Origin of the sequence: Microcoleus sp. D2_18a_D3 (assembly GCF_036702455.1) — a bacterium.
GTDB lineage: Bacteria > Cyanobacteriota > Cyanobacteriia > Cyanobacteriales > Microcoleaceae > Microcoleus.
Genome location: NZ_JAUBTK010000108.1, coordinates 1 through 21,248 on the forward strand (window position 1 = coordinate 1; position 21,248 = coordinate 21,248).

Consider the following 21,248-nt stretch of genomic DNA (forward strand, 5'->3'; position numbering starts at 1 on the left):
CGGCTCGCGCACTCTCTCTGAAATCAAGTACAACCGTGCGGTAGCACTGCCTTCAATAAAACCAAACAAACTGAACTACAACTCTTGCTAGAAAAACGCTACCGCCATTGTTCCGATACATTAATATGCAATAGCTGAATAGCTATCACTTGGCGGCAATCTTTTAGGCAACCTTAACAGCTTTCAATTAGTTCGGCTTGCTCATTATTGAAAGTACAGCTTGCTATAAATGCTACAGTTAGTAGCTTGCCTCTGCTACAATCACTTAAATTAGGGAGTGTAGAGCTTGCTGTTAAATTATTAAATTGATATTAAGTGTACCGTCACGGTAAAAAACCTCAAAATTAACTTTTTGAGACTGGCTTTTCATGAGTTTTTTTGCATAAATTTGAGTTTTTGTGAGTTTTCATGAGTAAAACTATGCAAGCTCAGCTTGAACTATTAGCTGAAGTCGAAGCAGTATTTGCAGCAAAAAACTCACAAAAACTCACAAAAACTCACAAAAACTCAAATTTATGCAAGCTGGGAAACCAAGGAAAAAAGCAGGGATGAGCGATAGCAAGCAATGTTTTTGTGATCACAAACCTGACTTTTACGTGCAGAAAGAGAAATAATGCACCCTCCTTTTACCGAAGCCTAACCGTAAGGTCGGGTTTAATACTTTTTTAAGCTTTAATGACAACTGTAACTATTTGTACTACGATTCAAGCTGAATATTATACAGCTATAAGAAATTATAGGAGAAATGCTTCAAAAGCAATTCAACAAACTCATCACTTATTCAAGTGCGATCGCACCTAAATCCACTATTCTATACAAATAAAGAAAATTATAGTCAGTCTCTACCTTAATAAACTGTCTAAACAGCCCTCTCCAATTGGGGGAGATAAAATCACCTGATTAGCGCTTGTCGATTACAGTTATTAACTTGTATCTTGGGAAAAGGTTTTTACTGATTAAAAACTATGAAAACTTTACCCGAAGCCAAACCTAGAGAGCTGCTATCCAACCATATTCACATTCGCCTCACTGACTCAGACTACAATCAAATTAAAGCTAGAGCCTCGCTAGTCAATTTGAGCATGAGCGACTTCATGCGCCGTGCAGCTTTGAGGAGAGCCATGCCGCGCCCTCTAGCTGCATTTGACTTAAAAGCCTATCAAGTGTTATGCAAGATTGATGCCCAATTGAGAATTGCAGGAAACAACCTCAATCAGATTGCTAAAGCTTGCAATAGTGCTGTGGCATTGGGAGAACCAGTTGTTGTCAATACAGGACTCTTAGAAAGCGTACAGCAACTCATTCGAGAAAACGGGGGTGCAATTAAAACAATAGTTGCAAACCTCGCCAAATCTACAGTACGCTAATTATTAACAAGCCTGGGCTTTACCGCCTGAGCAATCGATTCAACCAACTGACGGCTTTTCGGTTATGATCGGCAAACAAATTAAAGGTACAGGCTTTCGGGGCTGTCTGAACTACGTGCTGGGCAAAAAAGATGCCGCTCTAATTGGCGGTACTATGTGCGGACAAACTCCTGAAGAACTCGCTGCTGAATTTGCCATCGCCCGACAACTAAGACCTAACCTGAAAGTAGCAGTTTTTCACGCCACTTTATCTGTCGATAGCACCGAAAAACTAGAAGATTCTGAAGAAAATGACCAGCGCTGGCTGGCAATCGCAGCCAACTACATGAAAGCGATGGAATTTGACAACAACCAGTACGCAGTTGTCAAGCACAGCGATACAGAACACGACCACATTCACATCGTCGCCAGTCGCATTTGCCTAGATGGAGGTGTTGTTGACGATAGCTGGGATTATTACAAAAGCCAAGAAACTATTCGCCAACTCGAACGGAACTACAACCTGGAAACTGTTACACCCAGTTGGGAAACAGACAAGCGAGCTCAGACTACAGGAGAACACAGGTACTTACAAAGCAAGGGAAACAAGAGCGTCAGGGTGCAATTGCAAGACCTAATTGATGAAGTCGCTCAAGACAACCCAAGTATGCCAGAATTTGTGGAGCGGTTGCAGCAACAAGGTGTAGAGGTGCAAGTGACACAAACTCGAATCGGCTTGAGTAAAGGCATTTCTTACAATTTAGATGAAGTCGCTTTGAGTGGCACTCAGTTGGGTAAAGCCTACACTTTTTCTGGATTGCAGAAGCATCGAGGCGTTAGCTATGACAAAGGGCGAGATAACGCCCTAATTGAGGCTTTAATGCAGCCACAACACTTAGCTATTGCTCCCAGTGAGGCAGAGGAAAATGAGCTAGAGTCGTCACAATCCGAGTTAGAAACAACCCTATCTGCAACAGCAAATGAGTTAGAGTTGTCACAATCTGAGCTAGAAACAACCGCACCTGCAACGAGTGCAACAGCAAATGAGCTAGAGTTGTCACAATCTGAGCTAGAAACAACCGCACCTGCAACGAGTGCAACAGCAACACCAAATAAATTAGAGTTGTCACAATCTGAGTTAGTAGCAAGCCCACCTGCAACGAGTGCAACAGCAAATGAGTTAGAGTTGTCACAATCTGAGCTAGCAGCAACCGCACCTGCAATTCCTGCCACAGCAAATGAGTTAGAGTTACAACTGTCAATCCTGCCTGAAAGGAATGAAACTCAGTGGCAAAAAGTCCGATTGCATCTAGCAGTCGAGTACAGTTTACCTTTAGAATTGCTTAATTTATTGCACTCTCATTCTTGGTTGTATGCCAACTCAGAAAAAGCTGTCTTTACAGGACGGACGCTTGAGGGGGAAGCCAGCTTCGCTTTTGTTCTCGATGAAAGAGGCAACTTTACTACAACCCATCCCCTGTCATCTGAAGCTGCTTTCTGGGTAGCGACTACCGGAGAAATTGAGCGAGCTGTGATTGCCTGTAACCCAATCGAAGCCCTTTCAATTTTGCTTATTGAACAGGAAAACTCTGCAACAGCACCAGCGACACTTTACCTAGGAATTGAACGAGCTTCACAACTGCCTATACAATTCTTACAAGAACTCGATAGCGTTATTATAGCAATAGCAGAAGATTCTCACCTCGCTCGAAATGCAAGCGAGCTGCTACCGAATGCAGAAATTGCCAATCCACAGTCAACTTGGAATGATATCTGGATACAATTAATTGAGCAAGAACAGCAAACTCACAAACAAAATAACCAACAGTATAAACGGCGCACCCAAGATATCGAACTGGATTAGCTTTTACAGCTTTAAAAATTGATAGGACTTACGCAACTGAGGAATTTTTAGACTATCTGTGGCGTAAGGTGCTCCGTGCGGAGCATACAGATAGAGCCTCTACGTAAGTCCTGTTGACTGTGGTTTAAGCAAGCAAAACGCTAGCTAAAAATTTTCCTAATTGCGACATTAGGCTAAAAAATAGCTAATTGTTGTGCGCCCTAAAGTCAGGCATTTGCAGTATAAAATCAGATGGAAAGCAGTATAAAATCAGTGAGATTACAGGCATTTGCAGGGACTGTACTTTACCTGCAAATGCCTGTAAATATCCTGCAAATGCCTGAATTTGTCGGTCAAATTACTGCCTTTTTGTGCTGTTCGTGTCTTGACCTGTTGGGACTGCTTATAGTTGTTCTTGATTAGTAGCAAGCAATGTTTTTGTGATCACAAACCTGACTTTTACGTGCAAAAATAAAAACAATGCACCCTTATGAATGGGGAATCTTACGTATCAATGCGCTTGATTTTTACCCGCTCTTCGACTGTGCCGACTGCTCACATTGCTCCTGTTGTTGTGACAACTTCGTAGCAGCACAGGCATCAATTGCCACAACTTTCCCATCGCACTTGGGTAGCGAGCGAGCGGCTTGAGCGACAGCTCGATCGCCCACAACGGAGCCCAGAGAATCCGAGAGGCGATCGGCTACCCATCTCGCGCCGTAGCTTCAGCTATTGAGGAGGATTTTGCGACGGCAATCGACGCGGGCCTTTCTTGCATCGGTCGATATTGTGGCGATAGTTGGCGAGACGCAATTTGAAGAGTTTAAGCAGCTAAAAGGTGATGGGGGATCTCATAAAAACGCATAAAAACGCATATTGCCGAAAGTTTTCCTAGGTCTGCCGCTCTTGGATTTTCCTTGCTGACCACGGAGAAACCAGGAGCGATCGGCTTGTTGGGCAGCATGATCGCTCCTGGTTGATTCCCCGGTAAATGGATAGGGAATAAGGCAGCTACCATTTCTATAAACGGATAGGCGGGGAAACTGCAATAGCCCGATGAAGCTGTAGCGGTTTCAACCCCTAGGCTGGAAAATATACAAAGCTGACAAAGTACCACAAAAGCAACGCATTAAATCAACGAAACTATCTATGACAATTGGCAAGCTCGAACTCATCATCAAAATTAACGAACTCCCGAATAACGTAGAGACTAACAAAGACAACTGGAAAACCTTTGAGCTTGACTGTGACGGTCGGGTAGTGTCCGTTACTGTTAAGCCAAAAATATGGAAAAAGCTTGAGGATGCTGCTGCCAACTATCCCATGTGGGTGGCTGCTATCGGTGGCAAGATGGGTGAATCAACCTCTAACGGCTTTGTGCTATCAGACCCAAATATCCAAGTCTTTGAGAAAAAATCGAAGGAACCTAAACCTGAAGCCCTGCAGTGAGGGAGGTTTGAGTAACAATTGTGCAGAAACTTGCGAACACGGCTGAAAGCCTCGCTTAGCAAGGATTTAAGCTAAATCAGTTAGCAAGCCAATTTGGGGTAAATGGCTTGCTAGCCGATCTAACTGGCTGGTCGTTTTAATCCATTGATAGCCGTTGATGGCAATAGCCTCGAAGTTACTGTCACAGTTCCGCAATCCCAAAAATTCCCTATCGTGATGAAGCGGTAGCAGTTCCAAACCCTGAACCAGCTTATCCCTCTTATGTCACTTTCGGGAAAAAATAATCTGGAAGGCTTATAGCATAAGACTTTTACCAAAAATCTTGATTTGGGCCATTCTGTTAGAAAATAAACGCTCAAATGCTCGCTATATCTACAGTTAAAAATTTGGCTCTTATTTTTTTTTCCCCATAGTGACAGAAGAGGGGTAATGCTGCTCATGCTTTGACGGGCCAGCGGTTGACTCCTCACTTGTTGCGGGACATTTTTGCGACTCATTTTTTGGATAACGCAGCCTCTGACTCGGACATTGCTTCTCTGGCTTATGGCATGGGTCATAGTCCGCAGATTCTCCGGGCGAGTTACGACCGTCGTAGCCCTGTGCAAAAGCACCGACCGATTCAGTTAGCGGTTATGGAGTTAGTCCAAAAGTCTTTGCATCCCGACTCAACTTCTGACTAGCGAACTGTAATTCGCTTTCCCCTGCATCATAAGCGTGCAGGGGTTTTTTTTACTATTTTTCTGACTTTAACTAGAACAGGACTTACGCAAGTCACCTCACACACTTCTGTTGAGTTCTGGCACTTGGAGCATCATATTGCTGATTAACTCTCTTCTGTCACTCTGGGAAAATAAAAATAAGAGCCAAATTTTTAACTGTAGATATAGCGAGCATTTGAGCGTTTATTTTCTAACAGAATGGCCCAAATCAAGATTTTTGGTAAAAGTCTTATGCTATAAGCCTTCCAGATTATTTTTTCCCGAAAGTGACATAAGAGGGTTAAAAAGGTAGTGTGGTTATTCGCTTGGTTGCGGGTGCAATCTGCACTGGCTGCAATGTGTCCTCGGTTGTAACCGCTTCTAATGTAATCGTTGGGGCGGGGCGGACTTTGTACCAAGCATCCGCCAGGTCATCGTCGGCGCAGAAGTTGTCTTGGCGATCGGCTGCTCCAATCCAAGAGCGGTTCAGTTGCCACGAAACCCAATTGGCGGTCTTTGTTTTGCTGTTGTAGGAGAGTACAAACTGTGGCTTCACCATCAGGTAGTTGTCGATGTTGGCAACACTGGGAGCTGCATTGCTGGGATTGCCCAGGAGTAAGTTGCGGTTGTTGGTGGTCGAAGCTACGGGATTCTGCGCTGTGGGTGTCTGCACTCTTGGTTTAGGAGAAACAGGCGTTCGTGAAGATGGCGGGGCTGATGTCAGATTGCAGCCAGCCATCATCCCCAAAATTAGAGCAATCGCCCCCAACAGCCGTATTTTCTTCATGCTGTACCGCTCCCTTACGAGTCCAGTGCCAGCTTACCAACAACAGTACGCTTGTCTCAAGAATGCAGCAATTGACGGGAGAGATAACTGTCGCAGATAAGAGAAACATTCAAATGTTCAAATGTTCAAATGTTCAAATGTTCAAATGTTTTTATTGCCACTAAGCTGCTGGAGGTATTGAGCGACGGACTTTTCAACGAGTTCGCTGATTTCTTCACCTGACTGTGCGGCAGCAGATTTGAGGTCGCGGTGCATTTGTTTGGGCAGGTAAACCGTGGCCCTGACAAAGTTTGGGTCTTTGCTTTTGGGTAACGCCGGAGCTGGTGCGGGTTCGAGGTCAGGTTCGCCAGGCTTGAGTTTCTTGGCTTTTAACAAATCATCAAAGCGGCTCATGGCAGTATCTCCTTGCCGACAGCGGCATAACAACCCCAAGCAGCTTTGGCGTAGGCATCTTTGACAGCACTTACGGGAACCCCGGCCAAAGCTGCTTTTTGGAATACTGCCAGCCGCCTGACCTCAGCTTTAAATATCGGCAACTGAGCTTTCTCGATCGTCCTCCGAGACTCAATCCCGACTTTGCTAGGAGCCGGTGGGATGAGCGTGAGCAAAATGCGGTAATTCGATTTTAGGGAATGCAGAGCTTCCACCATTTGCACCATTGCGGTGAGCGCCATCGCATCGGGAGAACTCGGCAAAATCAGCAAGTCGCACCCTTCAGCTACAGTTTTGAGTTCGTCGGGGTCTGGTCGAGCCGGCGTGTCTATCACGATGTGCTCGTAATCTCTGGCAAAGCGAACTCCTTGCTTTTCATCCACCACTTTGAACGGGAGAGAGCCCCGCGCAGCCCAATCCAAAGCACTGCGGTTGAGGTCGCCGTCTACCAAGAGCGTAGGCGCTTTGGTTTGCAGGTAAGTGGCCAAGTGCAGTGCTGTAGTTGTCTTCCCGACTCCGCCCTTGAATGAGGCGATTGTCACGATCATAGGTGTACCGATACGTTGATTAACTCAACTTTACCTCTTAATCATCTAAATGTCTAGACATTTGAATGATTGAATGTTTAAAAGTTGCTGCTTCTTACCAGTTATGAGCCGGGTTGGCTCGGCAAATTAACGATAACAACGTAGCGCTCGGTTGCAGGTGATTGGAGGCGGTGGATTTTCCCGAAAATCAGGCGTTGCACAGTTGTGGTATGCTAAAAACGAACAGTTAAAAAATATTCGGCTATGATTTGTCCTAAATGTCAATCTACAAAATTTAAGAAAAATGAGTATAAAAGGGCGTTGCACAGCTAAGGGATGATTTATAATGGCAGAGGCTGGCATTTTTGCCAAGAATATGCCCATCTTAAGAGAGAAGATTTCCAGCAATTTATGGATGCTCTTTCTCTACAATTGGGTGAAGATATTGTTCTAATTCAAATGGATCAAGCGGGTGCTCATATCACTAATGAACTCGATTGGCCAGAAAATTTAATTCCAGTCTGTCAGCCCTCACATAGTCCCGAACTTAATCCAATTGAACGGGTTTGGGAATATATCAAACAGCAACTTCTTGGAGAGGTTTTTATAACACTTGGGTAACTACGAGAGCGCTTGCACCAAGTTCTTAAAAAAATCACTCCTGAGCAAATCAGTTCGTTGTCATCTTACAATTTTATTCTGGAAGCCCTATTCTATGCAGCTTCATATTAAATTGGTATAAGCCGACAAGTTAAATTTTTGTTTTCGCTATTGCACCAGGGCATAATTTTGACGTTTGCAGGAACAAAACAAGTTGTTTTTGATGAAATTGATTAAAGCGATCGCATATAAAACTCCCCTTTAATCCTTTTGGTTGAATAAACCGATTTGCCTTACCCAAAGCCGACGATTAGCGTGTTCTAAATTTAAAATGTCTTCTAAAGACCAGTGGAAATGAAATGCGATGCAGGCTACCTCCTCATAAACTTGGTCTAAGGGGTAGCCTTGGACTCCCCCGAGAGTTCGAGCTCCACATTAAAATCGTTACTGCATCTGGGACATTTAACAAGAATAGATGCGATACCCTGTTGGTTAATTCGGTTATAAAATTCTCTTAAATAAGCAAGATCGTAGGTAAAAAGATTTTCTAACTTTTCAGGTGTGACTTCAGATAAATCGCCCAAACTGGTAATGACGAGGGAAAGCATCACTAAAAATCCATAAGCTGGATTATCCTGAACTAAAGAGTATTTTTGAACGTAAATTTCATCTTTGGCGGTAGCAAGGCGCATAAATCCTTGGGAGTGAATTTTTCCCCCGTCATCTACTAAGCCTCTAGGAAGGCTAAATTTAAACTCTGTTTGCAGGGGGTTTTTATTAGGCATAAGCAGGTTCGTAACAGATAGTCGGGGGAGAGTTTAGGGTTGAGGGTGTTGAATTTTTGCTCTGAAGTTCGGTCAAATTTGTGTCTTGAATTTTTCTAATAACAAATCCCTCTGTTGCTGAGCTAGCTTGTAATGGGGATTAATGTTTAAAGCTGCCTCAAAGGCTTCGAGAGCTTCTCGATCGCGACCCAATCCTCCTAGCACTAAACCTTTACCAGTCAAAACATAAAAGTTGTTGGGGCTGATATTGCTAGCTTTTTCGTAGGCTACTAATGCTCGATCGTACTGTTTCAAAGTTACCAAGACTACAGCTAAATTGTACCAGGCTTCAAAGGATTTAGGGTTAAGTTCAATGCCGAAGTTTGCGGAATTTAGAGCGTTTCGGTAATCTCTCAAGTTCCATGATGCCACGCTTTTGTTTGTTAAAACATCAGCGCAGTAGTTTTGTGCGGATTCTAAAACTTTTTCGTATTCTTTTAAAAGCCATATTTTTAAATTAATTCTTTCAAATAAAATTATGTTACAAGTTAAGTTATATCGAAAGTTTATCTCGCCGTCTAAGGCTTTTTCGTAAGCTTGTGTTGCCAATTTATATTGTTTTAACGTACTGAATATTCTACCAGCATTGAACCATGCCTGAGTGTAGTTGGGATGAATTTCCACTGATTTTAGCAGGGCCTCCAGGGCATCTTGATACTTTTGTAAATACCACAAACTGACCCCTTTGTTGTTCCAAGCTTCTGCCATATTTGGACTAATATTAATAGCTCGTTCGGCTGAAGAAAGTGCCTCTTGGTATTGTCCCAGTCCGATCGACGCACTGCTGTGTTGGTTCCAAGCATAAGCGAGATTTTTATCTCCCCAGCTACCGTCGCCCTTCATCGCGCTCTCGCAAGCGGCGAGTGCTTCTTTATAGCTTGCTAAGCGATTGAGTGTCGCGCAGCGGTTAACTTGAGCTAAAGCAGATTTAGGATCGATGCCAATGGCTTTGTTATAAGAAGTTAACGCTTTTTCATTCTGCTCCAACTTTTCAAAAAGAATTCCTTGCTGCGTCCAGGCGATAGCATCGTTAGGATTAATCGCTAAAGCTTTTTCGTAAGAAGCGATCGCATCTAATATTCTTCCCGCTCTTTGTTGCGCTATAGCGCGATTGGTAAAAGCTGGTGCCGGTAGCGCATCGATCGCCCGATCGCAAGCCGCAGTTGCTGCTTCCTGTCTCCCTAAATCTGATAGAGTGCCGCAGCGTTCTACCTGGGCGAGCGCATCATCTGGGTTAATACTTAAAGCTCGATCGAACGATGTTAAAGCTGTTTCATTTTCCCCTAACTTTCTTTGCGCTAAACCTCTATTATACCAGGCGAGCGCTGGTGTTGCATTGCCCCAATTGCCATTTACTCGCAATGCTTTTTCCTGGGAGGCGATCGCTTCCTCATACTTACCCAATTGGTATAATGCTTCGCCGCGACGAGTCCAAGCTAAAGAGTTTTTGGCATCAAACCGCAGTAAAAAATCATAGGAATTTACCGCTTCGGCGTATCGTTTTAGCTGCAAGAGGGCATTGCTGCGACTCAACCAAATCTGGCGGTTTTTGCTCTTTGGTCTGAGGGCGATCGCTCGCTCGCAAGCTGCCAGTGCCTCCTCATAGTTTTGTACGTTTTCTAATACCTGACACTGACCGACCCAGAAGTTAAAATCTTTGAGATCGAAGTTGCCCGATCGCGCTTGAGATAGCAGTAGATCGATCGAGTAAGCTGGATTATCCCCGATCGCTAACGAGCGAATTTCTGCCCCGATACTGGGTTTCTGTAGCGGTAGCATTAATGTTGCCGCTACACAAATAAACTTGTATGAACTACGGCCCTCAAGGGCTGTATTTATTAGATGTTTAACAGCGAAAGCTATGAATCGCAGCAATTCAGCAGATATTTTAAACATATAATATTTCAGCCCTATGCAGAAACTGAGAAAAATTTTTCAACTACATTTAAACTAATTTATAGCAGAGTTGATTTTTTACAAACAAAGTAATACAATTTTTAACAATAAGTTTTACTATGCTAGCTAAAATCATGAGAAGCCAAATTTCGATCGGCTCCTTAACGGCGATCGCCCTGCTGTACTTGTTGGGAGTGGGGACAGCAGTGCGATCGCAAGATACCCCAGCGGTGCAACGGCTGCGAGAAACAAGAAACTGTGCGGGATGCAACCTCAGCAACGCCAACCTGGCAAACACCTACCTGCACCAAGCCAACCTGAGAAACGCCAACTTGGGTAATGCTAACTTGAGGAATGCCGACTTAAGCGGTGCTTACCTGAGAAATGCCAACCTGAGAAATGCTAACCTGCGCGGTGCAAACCTCAAAGGTACTAATTTAATAAACGCCGATCTCAGAGGAACAAATCTGAGAGATACTAAACTTAACGACGAAACCGAAATCGATCGCAAGTGGCGAATTATCTGGGAAATTGCGAATCAACCAGCCAACGTTCTCGATCTGCGTCAAGCCGATTTAGAAGGTGCGAACTTGAGCGGCTTGAATCTCAGTAAAATTAATCTAGAAAATGCCAATTTAATCGGTGCCAACCTCAGCGGCACTAACTTACAAAATGCTAACTTAAGTAATACCAACTTATTGCAAGCAGACTTGTTTGTTGCCGACCTGAAAAATGCCAATCTCAGCAATGCCAATCTCGCTAAAGCAAACCTCAGTCAAGCTAACCTCGATCAAGCCAATCTCACTCAAGCCAATCTCCGTCAAGCTAACCTCAATAGCGCTAACTTGCGCGACGCCAATCTGAGCAACACGAACCTAATTTCTGCCAATTTCAGAGAGGCGGACTTGACGGGAATTAATTTGAATGGAGCCAACTTAAGCAGCGCTAATTTATTGAATGTCAGCCTGAGAAATACTGATTTGGGCAGGAGTAACTTGCGGCGTACTAATCTCACAGGCGTGAATTTTAGGGGAGTTAACCTCAGAGGAAGCAAACTGAGTCGAATCAATTTAAGTGACGTGAATTTGAGCGGTGCAGATTTAAGGGGTGCAGATTTAAATGGAATTAATTTGCAAAAAGCTATCTTGACAAAAGCCAATCTTAGAGGAGTGAATCTCAGAAATGCTAACTTGAGTAATGCCGACTTAAGCGGTGCGGACTTGAGCGATGCTGACTTGAGCGGTGCTAATCTGAGTAAGGCTGATTTAAAAGGAGCAAATTTAAGTGGAATTAATTTGAGCGCTGATACTAATTTATGCGATACAATTATGCCAGATGGCAGTCAACACCGCTGTTGATTGTCTGCTGCTTTTGCACCGGAAGAATGTCTAGATTTTTTTTACCGCAGAGTGCGCGGAGTACGCAGAGTAAGCGGGCGACAGAATAGATAGATAATTCTAGAGTGCAAAGAAAGTAAAATAGAGCAGAGAATATTTCGCTATTTGTTCATTCTGAATTTTGCCCAAACATGAATCATCAATCTTTTCCAATGCCGCCGATCGATCCTTTTAAACGCCTTCATATTTATGACGGTTTGATGATGAATAGCGAACGGTGGTTGTTGGCGCACAATTACCACCGCCGCCGCCAAAACGTTCACTATCAATCGATCAATCAGCCGGGAATTGTTTGCGGATTGGGAGTAAGATTAATCGCTCCACCGCCTGAAGTTGCAGCAAAATTTCGCGATGGGCGTTGGTTGGAAATCCAACCAGGAATTGCGATCGATGTAGAAGGAAATCCTATCGTTGTTGACGAAGCCACCGATCGAAGATATCGAATTAAAACCGAAGCACCTGTAACCGGAAATCTCACAATTTACTTGGTGGTTAAATATGAAGAATCTCAAAAGCTCGAACAACAACAAAATACAGAAGTATTGCTAGAATGCTTTCGATTTGATGAAAGCACTCATCCAACCGCCGAAGAAATAGAATTGTGCCGGATCGAATTGACACCCGGTACGGTTAAACTAGAAAATCCAGTAGATGTTTTATTTCCTTCATTTAATCAGTTAGATTTACGCTCCCGCATTCAAGCCCAATCCCGACCTCAAGCAGTAATAAAAGTTGCTCAGTTGAAACACAAAGAGACAAATGATGAGTACAATACTGCAAAGCAAAATTTGAGCATTCTCTACCGAGAAAATCTCTCTTTTTTAATCCAATCTGTAACCGCACTTTACCCGCATTTGCAAGCAGAAACAGAAATCGAACAAGCCAGCTTGGAAACGTCAAAATCCGTCGCTTCTTCTGTGGAACCTTACGATCTGCTTTATCTCGCCGATTGGCAAATAGTTGAATTAAACCATCGAGAAATTTCCACGATCGAGACTTATTTAACAACAGGTGGTATCATTTTAATTGAGTCTCAAACTAATAACGAATCCCTAGTCAAGGACATCAAGGAAATAGCAGATAAGGAGCTAAACATTGATTTGAAACCTTGGCAAGAATTGAGCCGCGATCATCCTCTAAAAACGCAACCTTTTTTATTTGCTGCTCTACCAAATATTAATCAATCCCTTATACAAGTTTGGCAAGGCGGTGGAATTATTTTAGTTACTGGCACTTTGTCCAATGCTTGGGGATTAGATGATGAATTGCTGAATCGAAATGATATCCGCACTGCTCAAGAGTTAGGCATCAACTTCCTGCATTTTGCCCTGCGCCGGCGTCAGATGACGCAGTTGATACAGTAATGATGAAGTGAGGCGGGCGGGTTTATTTATCACTAGAGTTAGTTTAAAATATTTTTGGGCGATACCGCTCCTACAGTACAAAAAAACTTGCACTACCGAAGCTACCAGACAGGATATAATTATTAATTACATGGGAGAGCGAAAAGTGTCAGATAGTGTTAAAGCTGTCGTTTCAAAACGGGAAATCAAATTAATCCCAGATATCGCCAATGAATCGGCCGATCGAACTGCCAACAATGAGAATCAATTCGATATAACTGTAGTCAACGAAAGCAGCAAATTTGCCAGTTTTTACATCGAACTATCAGCAATTGGAGCCGATGCAGAATCCAATGTTAAATGGTACAGCCTAGAACCCAATGTTTCCACCAAAAAACCACCAGGCGCTCGCACCACTTTTCACGTTATTGTCACTAAACCGCCGATCCCGGTTTACGATGCAACTATTGAACTAACTTTAAAAGTATTTTCGGTAGAGTATCCCAATATATATAACAGTCAAAAAATTAACTTAATCGTTGAAAAAGCACGGAAACCTTTAAGATTAGAGCTGCCGATTAAAGAATTCAAAGTTTTGCCAGGGGAAAAAAAAGAAATTCTAGTTAGAGTCCATAATTACAGCCAAAAAGCCGCGGAGGTAAAACTCACAATATCTGGCTTAGATGCCGAATGGATGATTCAAGGAACCGAAAAAAAATTGCAAATAGATGCGGGAGAGTACCAACAAACAAGTTTTTGGTGTCAGCCTACAGAAAATACTCGGGATATCAGCGGCAAATATAATTTCGATATCGAGGCCAAATCCGACACTACCAACTACACAACCCCCAAGGAAGAAGGTGTTTTAGAACTTTTGCCGCAAGGAAATGTAGAGTTTATTTGTAAAAACAAATTGCAAAAAATTCCGGTTCTCAAAGTAAAAGGTGCTAAAAAACAATTTAAGTTTGCCACTTACGAATTGGAATTTACCAACAACAGCAATTTATCCCAAGAAATCAACCTGAAAATTTCCGAATCAGATGTACGGCAATGGGGTTTAAAGATACCTGCTCCAATAGAACTTGCTCCCGGTGAAAGCAAACCGATATATTTGGTGGCGAAAAAGCGACGACCTTGGTGGTGGCTGAAACAAAGACTATTATTTGAAGTATCGCCGATTTTAACTAATCCCGATACAGCAGAACCCGACCCACAAATTCGTTCAAATCCCAACACCCGAGTTTTAGAACTGCAAATTTTACCGATTATTCCATTTTGGCTGCAACTACTTGGATTGCTTTTACTGCTGTTGCTAGTTTGGTTGTTGTGGTATTTAAATCCCCAAGATTATCATCAAGGTCCCGTTCATTCTGTACGTTTGATTGGCAATGGTGGCTTAGTTGTTAGCGGTTCCAGCGACCAAACTATTCGACTTTGGCAAGTCGATCGAAACCCTTGGCAACTGGATGCGCGCCGTCTTAAGTATGAAGGTTTTATCGCTGAAAAAACCGAAAAATCCGTGCGCGTCATTCACCAAAGTCCCAGAGAAGATTATATTATTGCCTCGGGATTGGAAAGTGGCGATATTAAACTTTGGAACGTATTATCAAAGAAAGAGCCGCGGTCGATTTATCAGGGAACAGACCGCGTTTTTGCTCTAACTTTTAGCAAAGATTCTCGCTATTTATTCAGCGGGCATGGAAGTGGAGTTGTGCGCAAATGGTATCTAGACGCCCCTCAAATTAAACCTCAAATTGCCGACAGTCGCTTTACTATTTATGCGTTGGCTATCAGCGAAAGCCGCCAAAAACCTAATGTGCTAGTTGCGATCGCGGGACGGTACAATAAATTATCCTTGTGGGACTGGTTCAATCGCCGAATTTACGAACTCGAATATGTCGGGCAAGATGGGCAAGAAGATAAAAATTTTTCTCCCATAGTCGGTCAAAATCAATACATCGATAGTTTAGCGATCGCCGACAGTAAAAATTTATTAGCTGCGTCTGATAACCAAGGATATATTAGTTTGTGGGACATGGATAGCATCCGCCAATGTATTAATAATTCTGCCGCAGCACTCGCAAACAACAGCGAGATCGGCCAGCCAAAAACAGATGCTTATGGAAATATAATTATTTCCTTAGACTGCGACGATGCTATCCTCGATCGGTGGCATCAAGGTAACAACAACCCACCCGTTAGATCCGTTGCCTTAAGCCAAAATGGTTGCTACCTAGCCAGTGGAGGAGATGACGGACGAGTCGTACTTTGGCCCTTGGAAAACCGCAAGCGATCGTCTCAATATCGAGATGGAAAAATCATCGCCGAGTTTCAGGGTGTAAGGCTCAACAGCGTTGACATTAAAGCATTAGATGATAACCTGTTGATTGCCACCGGGGATGATAAAAACCGAGTCAGATTATATCGTGTTAATGGGAGCGACGAAAATAACAATGCAAAGTGCCAATAACCCTCTATTTATCGAAGACTTTTCGGTAGAAGCGAATGAAATTACGCGAGGATCGACTGCTAAACGCGACATAATTGTCAAAAATTTAGGCGATAAAAAAGCAGACATCGTTATTTGGATTGCCGTGGGGGATGCCAAAACCGAACCTTTGCTACGTTGGTGTAATTTTAGCGAAAAGAATCCGCTAAAATTAGAGCCAAAAGATGAGCGCAAAGTCACTTTATTGTTTGAAGTGCCAGCCCAAGCAAACCCCGGTTTATACAACTATGATATTTTGATCGAAGCTCCGGTTCAATACCCCGACAAATTATTTCGTCGCCCCCAACAAATACGGGTTTCGCGTGCGGCCGATCGCGATGGAGAATGGGACACAGAGCCGGGATTTACCCTGCAACCGTTAACCAGTTCAACTAACCCTTATTTCCTCCAAGTAGGAGACAAGTTAGAAGTCAAAGTTACCGTAAGAAACCGTTCTAAAAGAGTCGATCGATTTTATTTAATTTGTCCTGAATTAACCCACGACTGGTATAGCGTCCGCTATCCAGAAAGCAGCATCGAAACGGCAGGTTTGGTACAAGAAACCGATGGGTTACAACTCAACCCAGGCAACGCAGGTGAAATTACTTTAATTTTGCATCCACCTCAATTTACTACCGCTGGAAATTACTTTCCTACCGTCCGCTTGATCTCCAGAAACCGAGAAGATTTAGTTTTGCTGGATCTGGTATATTTGCAACTTCTTGCCGATGAAACATTGGATGTCCAACTGCATCCGCTTTCGCTGAGAATCCCGACGGAGAATAAAGTATTTGATGTTAAGTTAACCAACCAAGGTAATATTACTCGCGAAATCGCGATCGCAGCTAGCGATCACGATCGGCTTTTTAACTATACCCCCGAATTTCCTGCCGTACTTCTATCGCCCCAAGATAGCAGCAATATTCCCTTTAAAGTACAACCCCGCAAGTGGTGGCGCCGTCCTTTCTGGGGAAAAGCATTAGAATTGAATTTTGACATCCAACTCGAAAATAACCCCGTTTCTCTTCTCCCCGAAACTCTCAAACCTCCAGCACTTCCCAAGGACTTACCTCAAGGAACTTTAATCTGGGAGCCGCGTCCTTGGTGGCAAGTTTTGCTGCCTATTTTACTATTGTTATTGCTGTTATTGGGATTGATTTCAGTTGGTGCATTTCTATTTTGGCAGAAAGCTTACATTCTACCCAAAATCAACCGAGTGGAACCAGTCGCAAAAGTTTATCAAGAAATAGCAGCCCAGTCGGTTAATTTAAATTTAACCCTGAGTAACTGGCGCAGTTGGGAGTTTAAAAATTGGAGATTTCAACGCAACAGTAAACTCTCGACGGTAAAGATTATTCCCCAAAGTCGTGCAGGCAATGATAAAATTATCAGTTACAACTATAACGACTTATTGAAATTTTGCCAGCAGGTGGGCGAGGGACTAAACTGCAAAAATATACCGACTGAAACCAAAAAAGCAGGTGAGTATACGTTTAAAATCGAAGTTTATCCCCTAGGTCAAAATAAACCTTCAGATGCTAAAGAAACCGATTCGATTATAATTGAACCGATCGCCACGCCAAAAGTTATTCAATTTTCATCGAGCCAATCAATTTACAGAGAACTTCTCAGCGAACAAGTGCTTCTAAATTGGAAAATCAGCAACCCCGATCGCATCCAAAACATAGTGCTAACTCAGCAAAATAATAACGCTTCGCCCGTCAAGAAAACATTCATTGAGTGCAATCCTCAAAACTCGCAAACTCAAGAACTGCAACCGAAGACTAACAGTATCGAAAAAATCAACAATCGAGAATTTCTCGTTTGCCAAGGCGTAGCTACAAATGTTACTCAACCAGGAGATTATACTTTCAAACTCGAAGTATTTTCCAAGCAAAATCCCACCCAACCTTCAGATACTCAACAAACCGATACGATCGCCCTTCAGCCTTCGCCTGTTCCCAAAGTCCTCGACAAAATTTTACCTAACAAAGCCAATTATGAATATAAAGAACCCGTGTTGTTAAATTGGCGGCTCAGTCACCCAAGCCAAATCAAAGAAATGAGAATCATTCAACAAGGAAGTGATGGTTCAATGATGCAAAATACTTTGCCGCTGAGTCAGTGTAAAATTCAGCCATCGAGTCCTTCGATTGCTCAGCCAAATCCTCCTGCAAGCACTGAACCTGCGAATAACTTATATTTAGATATTGTTACCTGTGAAAATATCCGCTTTACACCTACCGCAGCGGGAAGTTATACTTACAAATTACAAGTATTTTCCCTGCAAAATCCTAACCAACCCTCAGATACTAAAGAAACAGATAGCATTACAGTTCAACCCTTACCCGTACCGAAAATTACCGACATTTCCTCGACTAAACCCTTGTATGAAGCTGCTAAAAAAGAACAAGTTTTACTCAATTGGAAAATTAGCGATGCCGACCGAATTCGAGAATTAAGGCTGATAAGTTTGGCTCCTGATGGTTCGGTTAACAGCCCCTTACAGCGTTATCTTATTAATAATACCTTGCCGCTACAACTAAGAAACTTTTGTACTTTAACAAATAACTTGATTTGCCAAAATCTGCCGACAGGTGCCAAGCAAGCGGGTGATTACACGTTTAAATTGACCGTAATTCCCAACCAAGCAGAGGGAGACACCGAGATTGCTAAAAACACGCCAACTGTTAAAATTAAACCCGTACCGCCCCAGCCGCCCAAGCCAGCTACTCCCGTCAATATTGTTTATTTTAAAATCAACGGTCTGGATGTTAGCGAAAAGCCTAAATACGTTTATGAAGTTAATAAAGACAGAAAACCCGTCGATATTATTGTATCTTGGAAAGTAGGAGATGGTGAAGATATTAAAGTTGAATTGTTGCCGTTTGGAGATGTTCAAAAACCCGAAGGCGCTAAAACTTTGACGCTGAGTAAACCTCCCAGCAGCATCACGATCGCGCTGAAAGTAACTAATAAAGCTGGCGAACAAAAAACCCAATCAGTGACGATCGACACCGTTGAATTCAGCCGCTTAACTCAACCCCAAACACCTACACCCGGAGGAAGCGCACCCGAAGAAACTGCACCCGGAGGCAGCGCACCCGGAGGTGCTGCACCCGGAGGCAGTGCACCATCACCTTCTAGTCCAGATAGACTGTCGCCAATTGAATTACCGCCGAAAGCGGATTGATGTTTGTCTGGGGTATCGGCAACGCTTTGGGGAATTATAGATAATCTCTTGGCAGATCGGATGGCCAAGTAAATGTTTTTGCTTATTGGCTAGACACGTTAATAATTTGGTATCTATGCTGACCACTATTGTGATTTCCTTCTTTGTCAACTGGAAGGTCGGCTTTATTTTTAGCGGTAGAAAACATACTTTCAGAGACAGTTAAGCAGCCAAAACCAGGGACAGGGTTATTACTACTAGCTGAGTCTGGATCCCAGAAGACAAATTTATCACCATCGTAGCCAATTAACATAATGGAATGCTCTTCAGGTGGCGAACCAATAGGCTGGGGTTGCTTCGGCGGTTTACCCTCAGCCTCTTGCTCATCGAATGCTGTTGCATGTTCACCATGACCGTAGTCAATCCCGCTTAATACACGTGCGTGCAAAATCCAACCGTCGTCTAAAGCCTTCTGCATTTGAGGAACCTTCGCTCCTACCCCATTTTGTTTGAGCGTATCACCAAGACGAAAATCATTAGATAACTTCCGCATATCCCGTTCTCCAGAGGAGGCAAATCCACTCGTCGATACTCGTGTTGAATCTTGACGTTTAGCGTCTGGATTGTTCTTTTTTGCACCCCCCTTATTGGTGAAGCGATTTGCAACTTGATTACCAGTAAATCCACAAGCTTGATTTTCCCAAGTCCAAATGGCTCCCAAAGTTGGTAGTGAAAGATATTGGTCTAGATTAGGAATTCGATCTGTTTGTTGCAATTGACCCCAAAGTTTATTGTAAATATCTCGCCCTGTTTGAGATGTGGGTTCCAACAAAGGTTCAATGAAGTCTAATAGACCTATAACAGCAACGTTATCGGGATCGGAAAGCGGAAGTGTGCGGATTATAGCCAAGTGTTTTTGGAGCTCTTTACTCAAAAAGGTTGCTCTACCATGAGGCCACTCATCGACAACGCTCCTGACCCATGCGATGAGATTTTGCCACATAACATTTTGAGGCAAGGATGGTAAAATATCTAGCTTTTCACGAATGCCATCAGTTATTTTATTTGTCCAGTAGAACTGTCCAGAATTTGTCAAGGTTGTTGATGAATTTGGAGATTCATTTGTGGGCTTAACTGTATCTATAAATCTGTCTACTGCCTCTTCAATTGTTAAGTGCTTTAATTGCAATTTAGATGAAAAATTGCTTTGTTCGTTTAAAGAACTTATTCCAAATGCCTGGGTAGCAGATGCTGGCGATGTTTTACCAGTTTGTTGCACTACGTGAGTCAACTCATGGGCTGTCAACGCATCCTTCCCAGGAGTTTTTCCCGCACCAAAGTAAACATCCTGCTTGTGCGTAAATGCCTGAGCATTCAAATCCTGGTTCATCTGCACCGCTTCGCTGCCCGTATGCACCCGCACCTGACTGAAATCAGCCCCAAACCGGGGTTCCATGAAGGCGCGAACATCGTCGGGTAAGGGGCTACCACCCCCCTTATTTCCACTCAACTGATTTTCTATGTTGTTGCTAACCTGTAAATTTCCCTCGTTGGCAGGCTTAGCTTGCACTGGTTCCTCTTCCTGATTTTCCTCTGGTGCCATTTCGCGTTGGATACTACCCGCCAGAGATTTAGTTTGCACTTCCTCTTCTTTGTTTTCCTCTGGTGCCATTTCGCGTTGGATGCTACCCGCCAGAGATTTAGTTTGCACTTCCTCTTCCTTGTTTTCCTCTAGGGCAGTTTCTCGTTGTACCAGTGGGGCGATCGAAGCTGCCAAAGGTTTAGCTTGCACTTCCTCTTCTTTATTTTCCTCTGCTGCTATTTCTCGTTGAATTGGCTGCTCGCTTTCCGGTGCAGGCATCGTCATGACTTTATTTGCGATCGCGTCAGCTTCCTGTTCGTATTTATCCCCAGGTGCGCCGACTGAAAGCTTCGCCTGCACTGTTGCTGGACTTTGGGCTTCTACCGTTACCCTACTCCAGTCAACGTTACGGCGTTTTGCCTGCACTGAAGGCGTTTGCTTTGGCGCTGGCGCATCGTATATTGGAGCGGTGAAAGGTCGCTGCGAGGATGAACTTTTTTGCACCGACATCGAAGAATTCGATCCAGATTTTTTCTGCGCCCATACCCGGCTCATACGCCACCTCTTCTCCTAGTCTAAATCTGGGCAATTTACCTTAGTTTGGCATAACTGCTTCCACTAGAAGCTAACATAAAATAAATCTTAACTGAACGCGACAGCAAAAGTGTTATAAATAAAAACTTGCATTATTCTCAATAAGCTTATCAAAACCAGGTTGCCGTACTGTCAATCGAGCGAGCGAGCGATTGATAGTGCGAGCGTCCCCGCTCGCACTATCAACTATCAAGGCTCTCCTGAGTTTATGGTGTAAAATGTACCTACTAATACATTTACCGTTATGAGCTTCCATCTAGACTATCTATT

At 43.4% G+C, this 21,248-nt stretch carries 22 protein-coding genes; 13 read left to right on the plus strand and 9 right to left on the minus strand.

What is annotated here, in order from left to right; translation table 11 throughout:
• Positions 1-408: 408 nt before the first annotated feature.
• From QUB06_RS30640 to QUB06_RS30665, 6 genes are all read left to right on the plus strand, one after another.
• A complete protein-coding gene (locus QUB06_RS30640; protein WP_333438486.1) occupies positions 409-552 on the plus strand; it encodes a hypothetical protein in 144 nt (47 codons plus the stop codon).
• A gap of 123 nt (positions 553-675) precedes the next feature.
• The gene (locus QUB06_RS30645; RefSeq protein ID WP_333438487.1) at positions 676-801 is read left to right on the plus strand and encodes a hypothetical protein; all 126 of its coding nucleotides are present in this window, start codon (positions 676-678) and stop codon (positions 799-801) included.
• Positions 802-965: 164 nt separating this feature from the next.
• Positions 966-1,367 carry a plasmid mobilization protein gene (locus QUB06_RS30650; RefSeq protein WP_333438488.1) on the plus strand — a complete coding sequence of 134 codons (402 nt, stop codon included), beginning with the start codon at positions 966-968 and terminating at the stop codon, positions 1,365-1,367.
• 64 nt (positions 1,368-1,431) lie between these two features.
• Positions 1,432-3,210, plus strand: a complete 1,779-nt coding sequence (locus QUB06_RS30655; protein ID WP_333438489.1) for a relaxase/mobilization nuclease domain-containing protein — start codon at positions 1,432-1,434, stop codon at positions 3,208-3,210.
• A gap of 252 nt (positions 3,211-3,462) precedes the next feature.
• The gene (locus QUB06_RS30660; RefSeq protein ID WP_333438490.1) at positions 3,463-3,612 is read left to right on the plus strand and encodes a hypothetical protein; all 150 of its coding nucleotides are present in this window, start codon (positions 3,463-3,465) and stop codon (positions 3,610-3,612) included.
• A 224-nt stretch (positions 3,613-3,836) separates the two neighbouring features.
• Positions 3,837-4,007 carry a hypothetical protein gene (locus QUB06_RS30665; RefSeq protein WP_333438491.1) on the plus strand — a complete coding sequence of 57 codons (171 nt, stop codon included), beginning with the start codon at positions 3,837-3,839 and terminating at the stop codon, positions 4,005-4,007.
• A 5-nt stretch (positions 4,008-4,012) separates the two neighbouring features.
• On the opposite strand, the gene QUB06_RS30670 is transcribed toward QUB06_RS30665, so the two are convergent.
• Positions 4,013-4,153: a hypothetical protein gene (locus QUB06_RS30670; protein WP_333438492.1), complete on the minus strand. Its 141-nt coding sequence runs from the start codon at positions 4,151-4,153 to the stop codon at positions 4,013-4,015.
• A gap of 185 nt (positions 4,154-4,338) precedes the next feature.
• On the opposite strand from QUB06_RS30670, the gene QUB06_RS30675 reads away from it, so the two are divergent.
• Positions 4,339-4,638: a hypothetical protein gene (locus QUB06_RS30675; protein WP_333438493.1), complete on the plus strand. Its 300-nt coding sequence runs from the start codon at positions 4,339-4,341 to the stop codon at positions 4,636-4,638.
• Positions 4,639-5,081: 443 nt separating this feature from the next.
• Positions 5,082-5,318 (plus strand): hypothetical protein, encoded by a 237-nt coding sequence (locus tag QUB06_RS30680; protein WP_333438494.1) that lies wholly within the window; start codon positions 5,082-5,084, stop codon positions 5,316-5,318.
• Positions 5,319-5,509: 191 nt separating this feature from the next.
• Here QUB06_RS30680 and QUB06_RS34820 read toward each other — a convergent pair whose 3' ends face one another.
• The 4 genes from QUB06_RS34820 to QUB06_RS30695 form a co-directional block, all read right to left on the minus strand.
• Positions 5,510-5,755, minus strand: a complete 246-nt coding sequence (locus QUB06_RS34820) for a DNA/RNA non-specific endonuclease (RefSeq protein ID WP_445251434.1) — start codon at positions 5,753-5,755, stop codon at positions 5,510-5,512.
• Positions 5,638-6,123, minus strand: a complete 486-nt coding sequence (locus tag QUB06_RS30685; protein ID WP_333438495.1) for a DNA/RNA non-specific endonuclease — start codon at positions 6,121-6,123, stop codon at positions 5,638-5,640. The genes QUB06_RS34820 and QUB06_RS30685 overlap by 118 nt, the downstream gene beginning before the upstream one ends.
• A 141-nt stretch (positions 6,124-6,264) precedes the next feature.
• A complete protein-coding gene (locus tag QUB06_RS30690; RefSeq protein WP_333438496.1) occupies positions 6,265-6,516 on the minus strand; it encodes a hypothetical protein in 252 nt (83 codons plus the stop codon).
• Positions 6,513-7,103 (minus strand): ParA family protein, encoded by a 591-nt coding sequence (locus tag QUB06_RS30695; protein WP_333438497.1) that lies wholly within the window; start codon positions 7,101-7,103, stop codon positions 6,513-6,515. Before QUB06_RS30695 ends, QUB06_RS30690 begins: the two co-directional genes overlap by 4 nt.
• A gap of 315 nt (positions 7,104-7,418) precedes the next feature.
• Between QUB06_RS30695 and QUB06_RS30700 the strand changes: the two genes are divergently transcribed.
• Positions 7,419-7,703, plus strand: coding sequence for a transposase (locus QUB06_RS30700; RefSeq protein WP_333438498.1), 285 nt, complete (start codon positions 7,419-7,421; stop codon positions 7,701-7,703).
• Between the two features lie 240 nt (positions 7,704-7,943).
• On the opposite strand, the gene QUB06_RS30705 is transcribed toward QUB06_RS30700, so the two are convergent.
• From QUB06_RS30705 to QUB06_RS30715, 3 genes are all read right to left on the minus strand, one after another.
• Positions 7,944-8,048 carry a hypothetical protein gene (locus tag QUB06_RS30705; RefSeq protein WP_333438506.1) on the minus strand — a complete coding sequence of 35 codons (105 nt, stop codon included), beginning with the start codon at positions 8,046-8,048 and terminating at the stop codon, positions 7,944-7,946.
• 26 nt (positions 8,049-8,074) lie between these two features.
• The gene (locus QUB06_RS30710) at positions 8,075-8,467 is read right to left on the minus strand and encodes a phage tail assembly protein (RefSeq protein ID WP_333438499.1); all 393 of its coding nucleotides are present in this window, start codon (positions 8,465-8,467) and stop codon (positions 8,075-8,077) included.
• A gap of 72 nt (positions 8,468-8,539) precedes the next feature.
• Complete coding sequence (locus QUB06_RS30715; protein WP_333438500.1) at positions 8,540-10,402, minus strand: tetratricopeptide repeat protein; 1,863 nt, start codon at positions 10,400-10,402, stop codon at positions 8,540-8,542.
• A gap of 134 nt (positions 10,403-10,536) precedes the next feature.
• Between QUB06_RS30715 and QUB06_RS30720 the strand changes: the two genes are divergently transcribed.
• The 4 genes from QUB06_RS30720 to QUB06_RS30735 all read left to right on the plus strand — a co-directional run bounded on the left by QUB06_RS30720 (position 10,537) and on the right by QUB06_RS30735 (position 18,823).
• Complete coding sequence (locus QUB06_RS30720) at positions 10,537-11,760, plus strand: pentapeptide repeat-containing protein (protein ID WP_333438501.1); 1,224 nt, start codon at positions 10,537-10,539, stop codon at positions 11,758-11,760.
• A 170-nt stretch (positions 11,761-11,930) separates the two neighbouring features.
• Positions 11,931-13,163 carry a DUF4159 domain-containing protein gene (locus QUB06_RS30725; RefSeq protein WP_333438502.1) on the plus strand — a complete coding sequence of 411 codons (1,233 nt, stop codon included), beginning with the start codon at positions 11,931-11,933 and terminating at the stop codon, positions 13,161-13,163.
• Between the two features lie 145 nt (positions 13,164-13,308).
• Positions 13,309-15,612, plus strand: coding sequence for a hypothetical protein (locus QUB06_RS30730; RefSeq protein ID WP_333438503.1), 2,304 nt, complete (start codon positions 13,309-13,311; stop codon positions 15,610-15,612).
• Positions 15,596-18,823, plus strand: a complete 3,228-nt coding sequence (locus QUB06_RS30735; protein WP_333438504.1) for a hypothetical protein — start codon at positions 15,596-15,598, stop codon at positions 18,821-18,823. Before QUB06_RS30730 ends, QUB06_RS30735 begins: the two co-directional genes overlap by 17 nt.
• Before the next feature lie 82 nt (positions 18,824-18,905).
• Here QUB06_RS30735 and QUB06_RS30740 read toward each other — a convergent pair whose 3' ends face one another.
• Positions 18,906-20,939: a DUF4157 domain-containing protein gene (locus tag QUB06_RS30740; RefSeq protein ID WP_333438505.1), complete on the minus strand. Its 2,034-nt coding sequence runs from the start codon at positions 20,937-20,939 to the stop codon at positions 18,906-18,908.
• Between the last annotated feature and the right edge of the window lie 309 nt (positions 20,940-21,248).

Coding starts and splice junctions, on each gene's coding strand:
- QUB06_RS30640 (WP_333438486.1), top strand. CDS start 409: ATGAGTAAAACTATGCAAGCTCAGCTTGAACTATTAGCTGAAGTCGAA.
- QUB06_RS30645 (WP_333438487.1), top strand. CDS start 676: ATGACAACTGTAACTATTTGTACTACGATTCAAGCTGAATATTATACA.
- QUB06_RS30650 (WP_333438488.1), top strand. CDS start 966: ATGAAAACTTTACCCGAAGCCAAACCTAGAGAGCTGCTATCCAACCAT.
- QUB06_RS30655 (WP_333438489.1), top strand. CDS start 1,432: ATGATCGGCAAACAAATTAAAGGTACAGGCTTTCGGGGCTGTCTGAAC.
- QUB06_RS30670 (WP_333438492.1), bottom strand. CDS start 4,153: ATGCTGCCCAACAAGCCGATCGCTCCTGGTTTCTCCGTGGTCAGCAAG.
- QUB06_RS30675 (WP_333438493.1), top strand. CDS start 4,339: ATGACAATTGGCAAGCTCGAACTCATCATCAAAATTAACGAACTCCCG.
- QUB06_RS30685 (WP_333438495.1), bottom strand. CDS start 6,123: ATGAAGAAAATACGGCTGTTGGGGGCGATTGCTCTAATTTTGGGGATG.
- QUB06_RS30690 (WP_333438496.1), bottom strand. CDS start 6,516: ATGAGCCGCTTTGATGATTTGTTAAAAGCCAAGAAACTCAAGCCTGGC.
- QUB06_RS30695 (WP_333438497.1), bottom strand. CDS start 7,103: ATGATCGTGACAATCGCCTCATTCAAGGGCGGAGTCGGGAAGACAACT.
- QUB06_RS30700 (WP_333438498.1), top strand. CDS start 7,419: ATGATTTATAATGGCAGAGGCTGGCATTTTTGCCAAGAATATGCCCAT.
- QUB06_RS30710 (WP_333438499.1), bottom strand. CDS start 8,467: ATGCCTAATAAAAACCCCCTGCAAACAGAGTTTAAATTTAGCCTTCCT.
- QUB06_RS30715 (WP_333438500.1), bottom strand. CDS start 10,402: ATGTTTAAAATATCTGCTGAATTGCTGCGATTCATAGCTTTCGCTGTT.
- QUB06_RS30720 (WP_333438501.1), top strand. CDS start 10,537: ATGAGAAGCCAAATTTCGATCGGCTCCTTAACGGCGATCGCCCTGCTG.
- QUB06_RS30725 (WP_333438502.1), top strand. CDS start 11,931: ATGAATCATCAATCTTTTCCAATGCCGCCGATCGATCCTTTTAAACGC.
- QUB06_RS30735 (WP_333438504.1), top strand. CDS start 15,596: ATGCAAAGTGCCAATAACCCTCTATTTATCGAAGACTTTTCGGTAGAA.
- QUB06_RS30740 (WP_333438505.1), bottom strand. CDS start 20,939: ATGAGCCGGGTATGGGCGCAGAAAAAATCTGGATCGAATTCTTCGATG.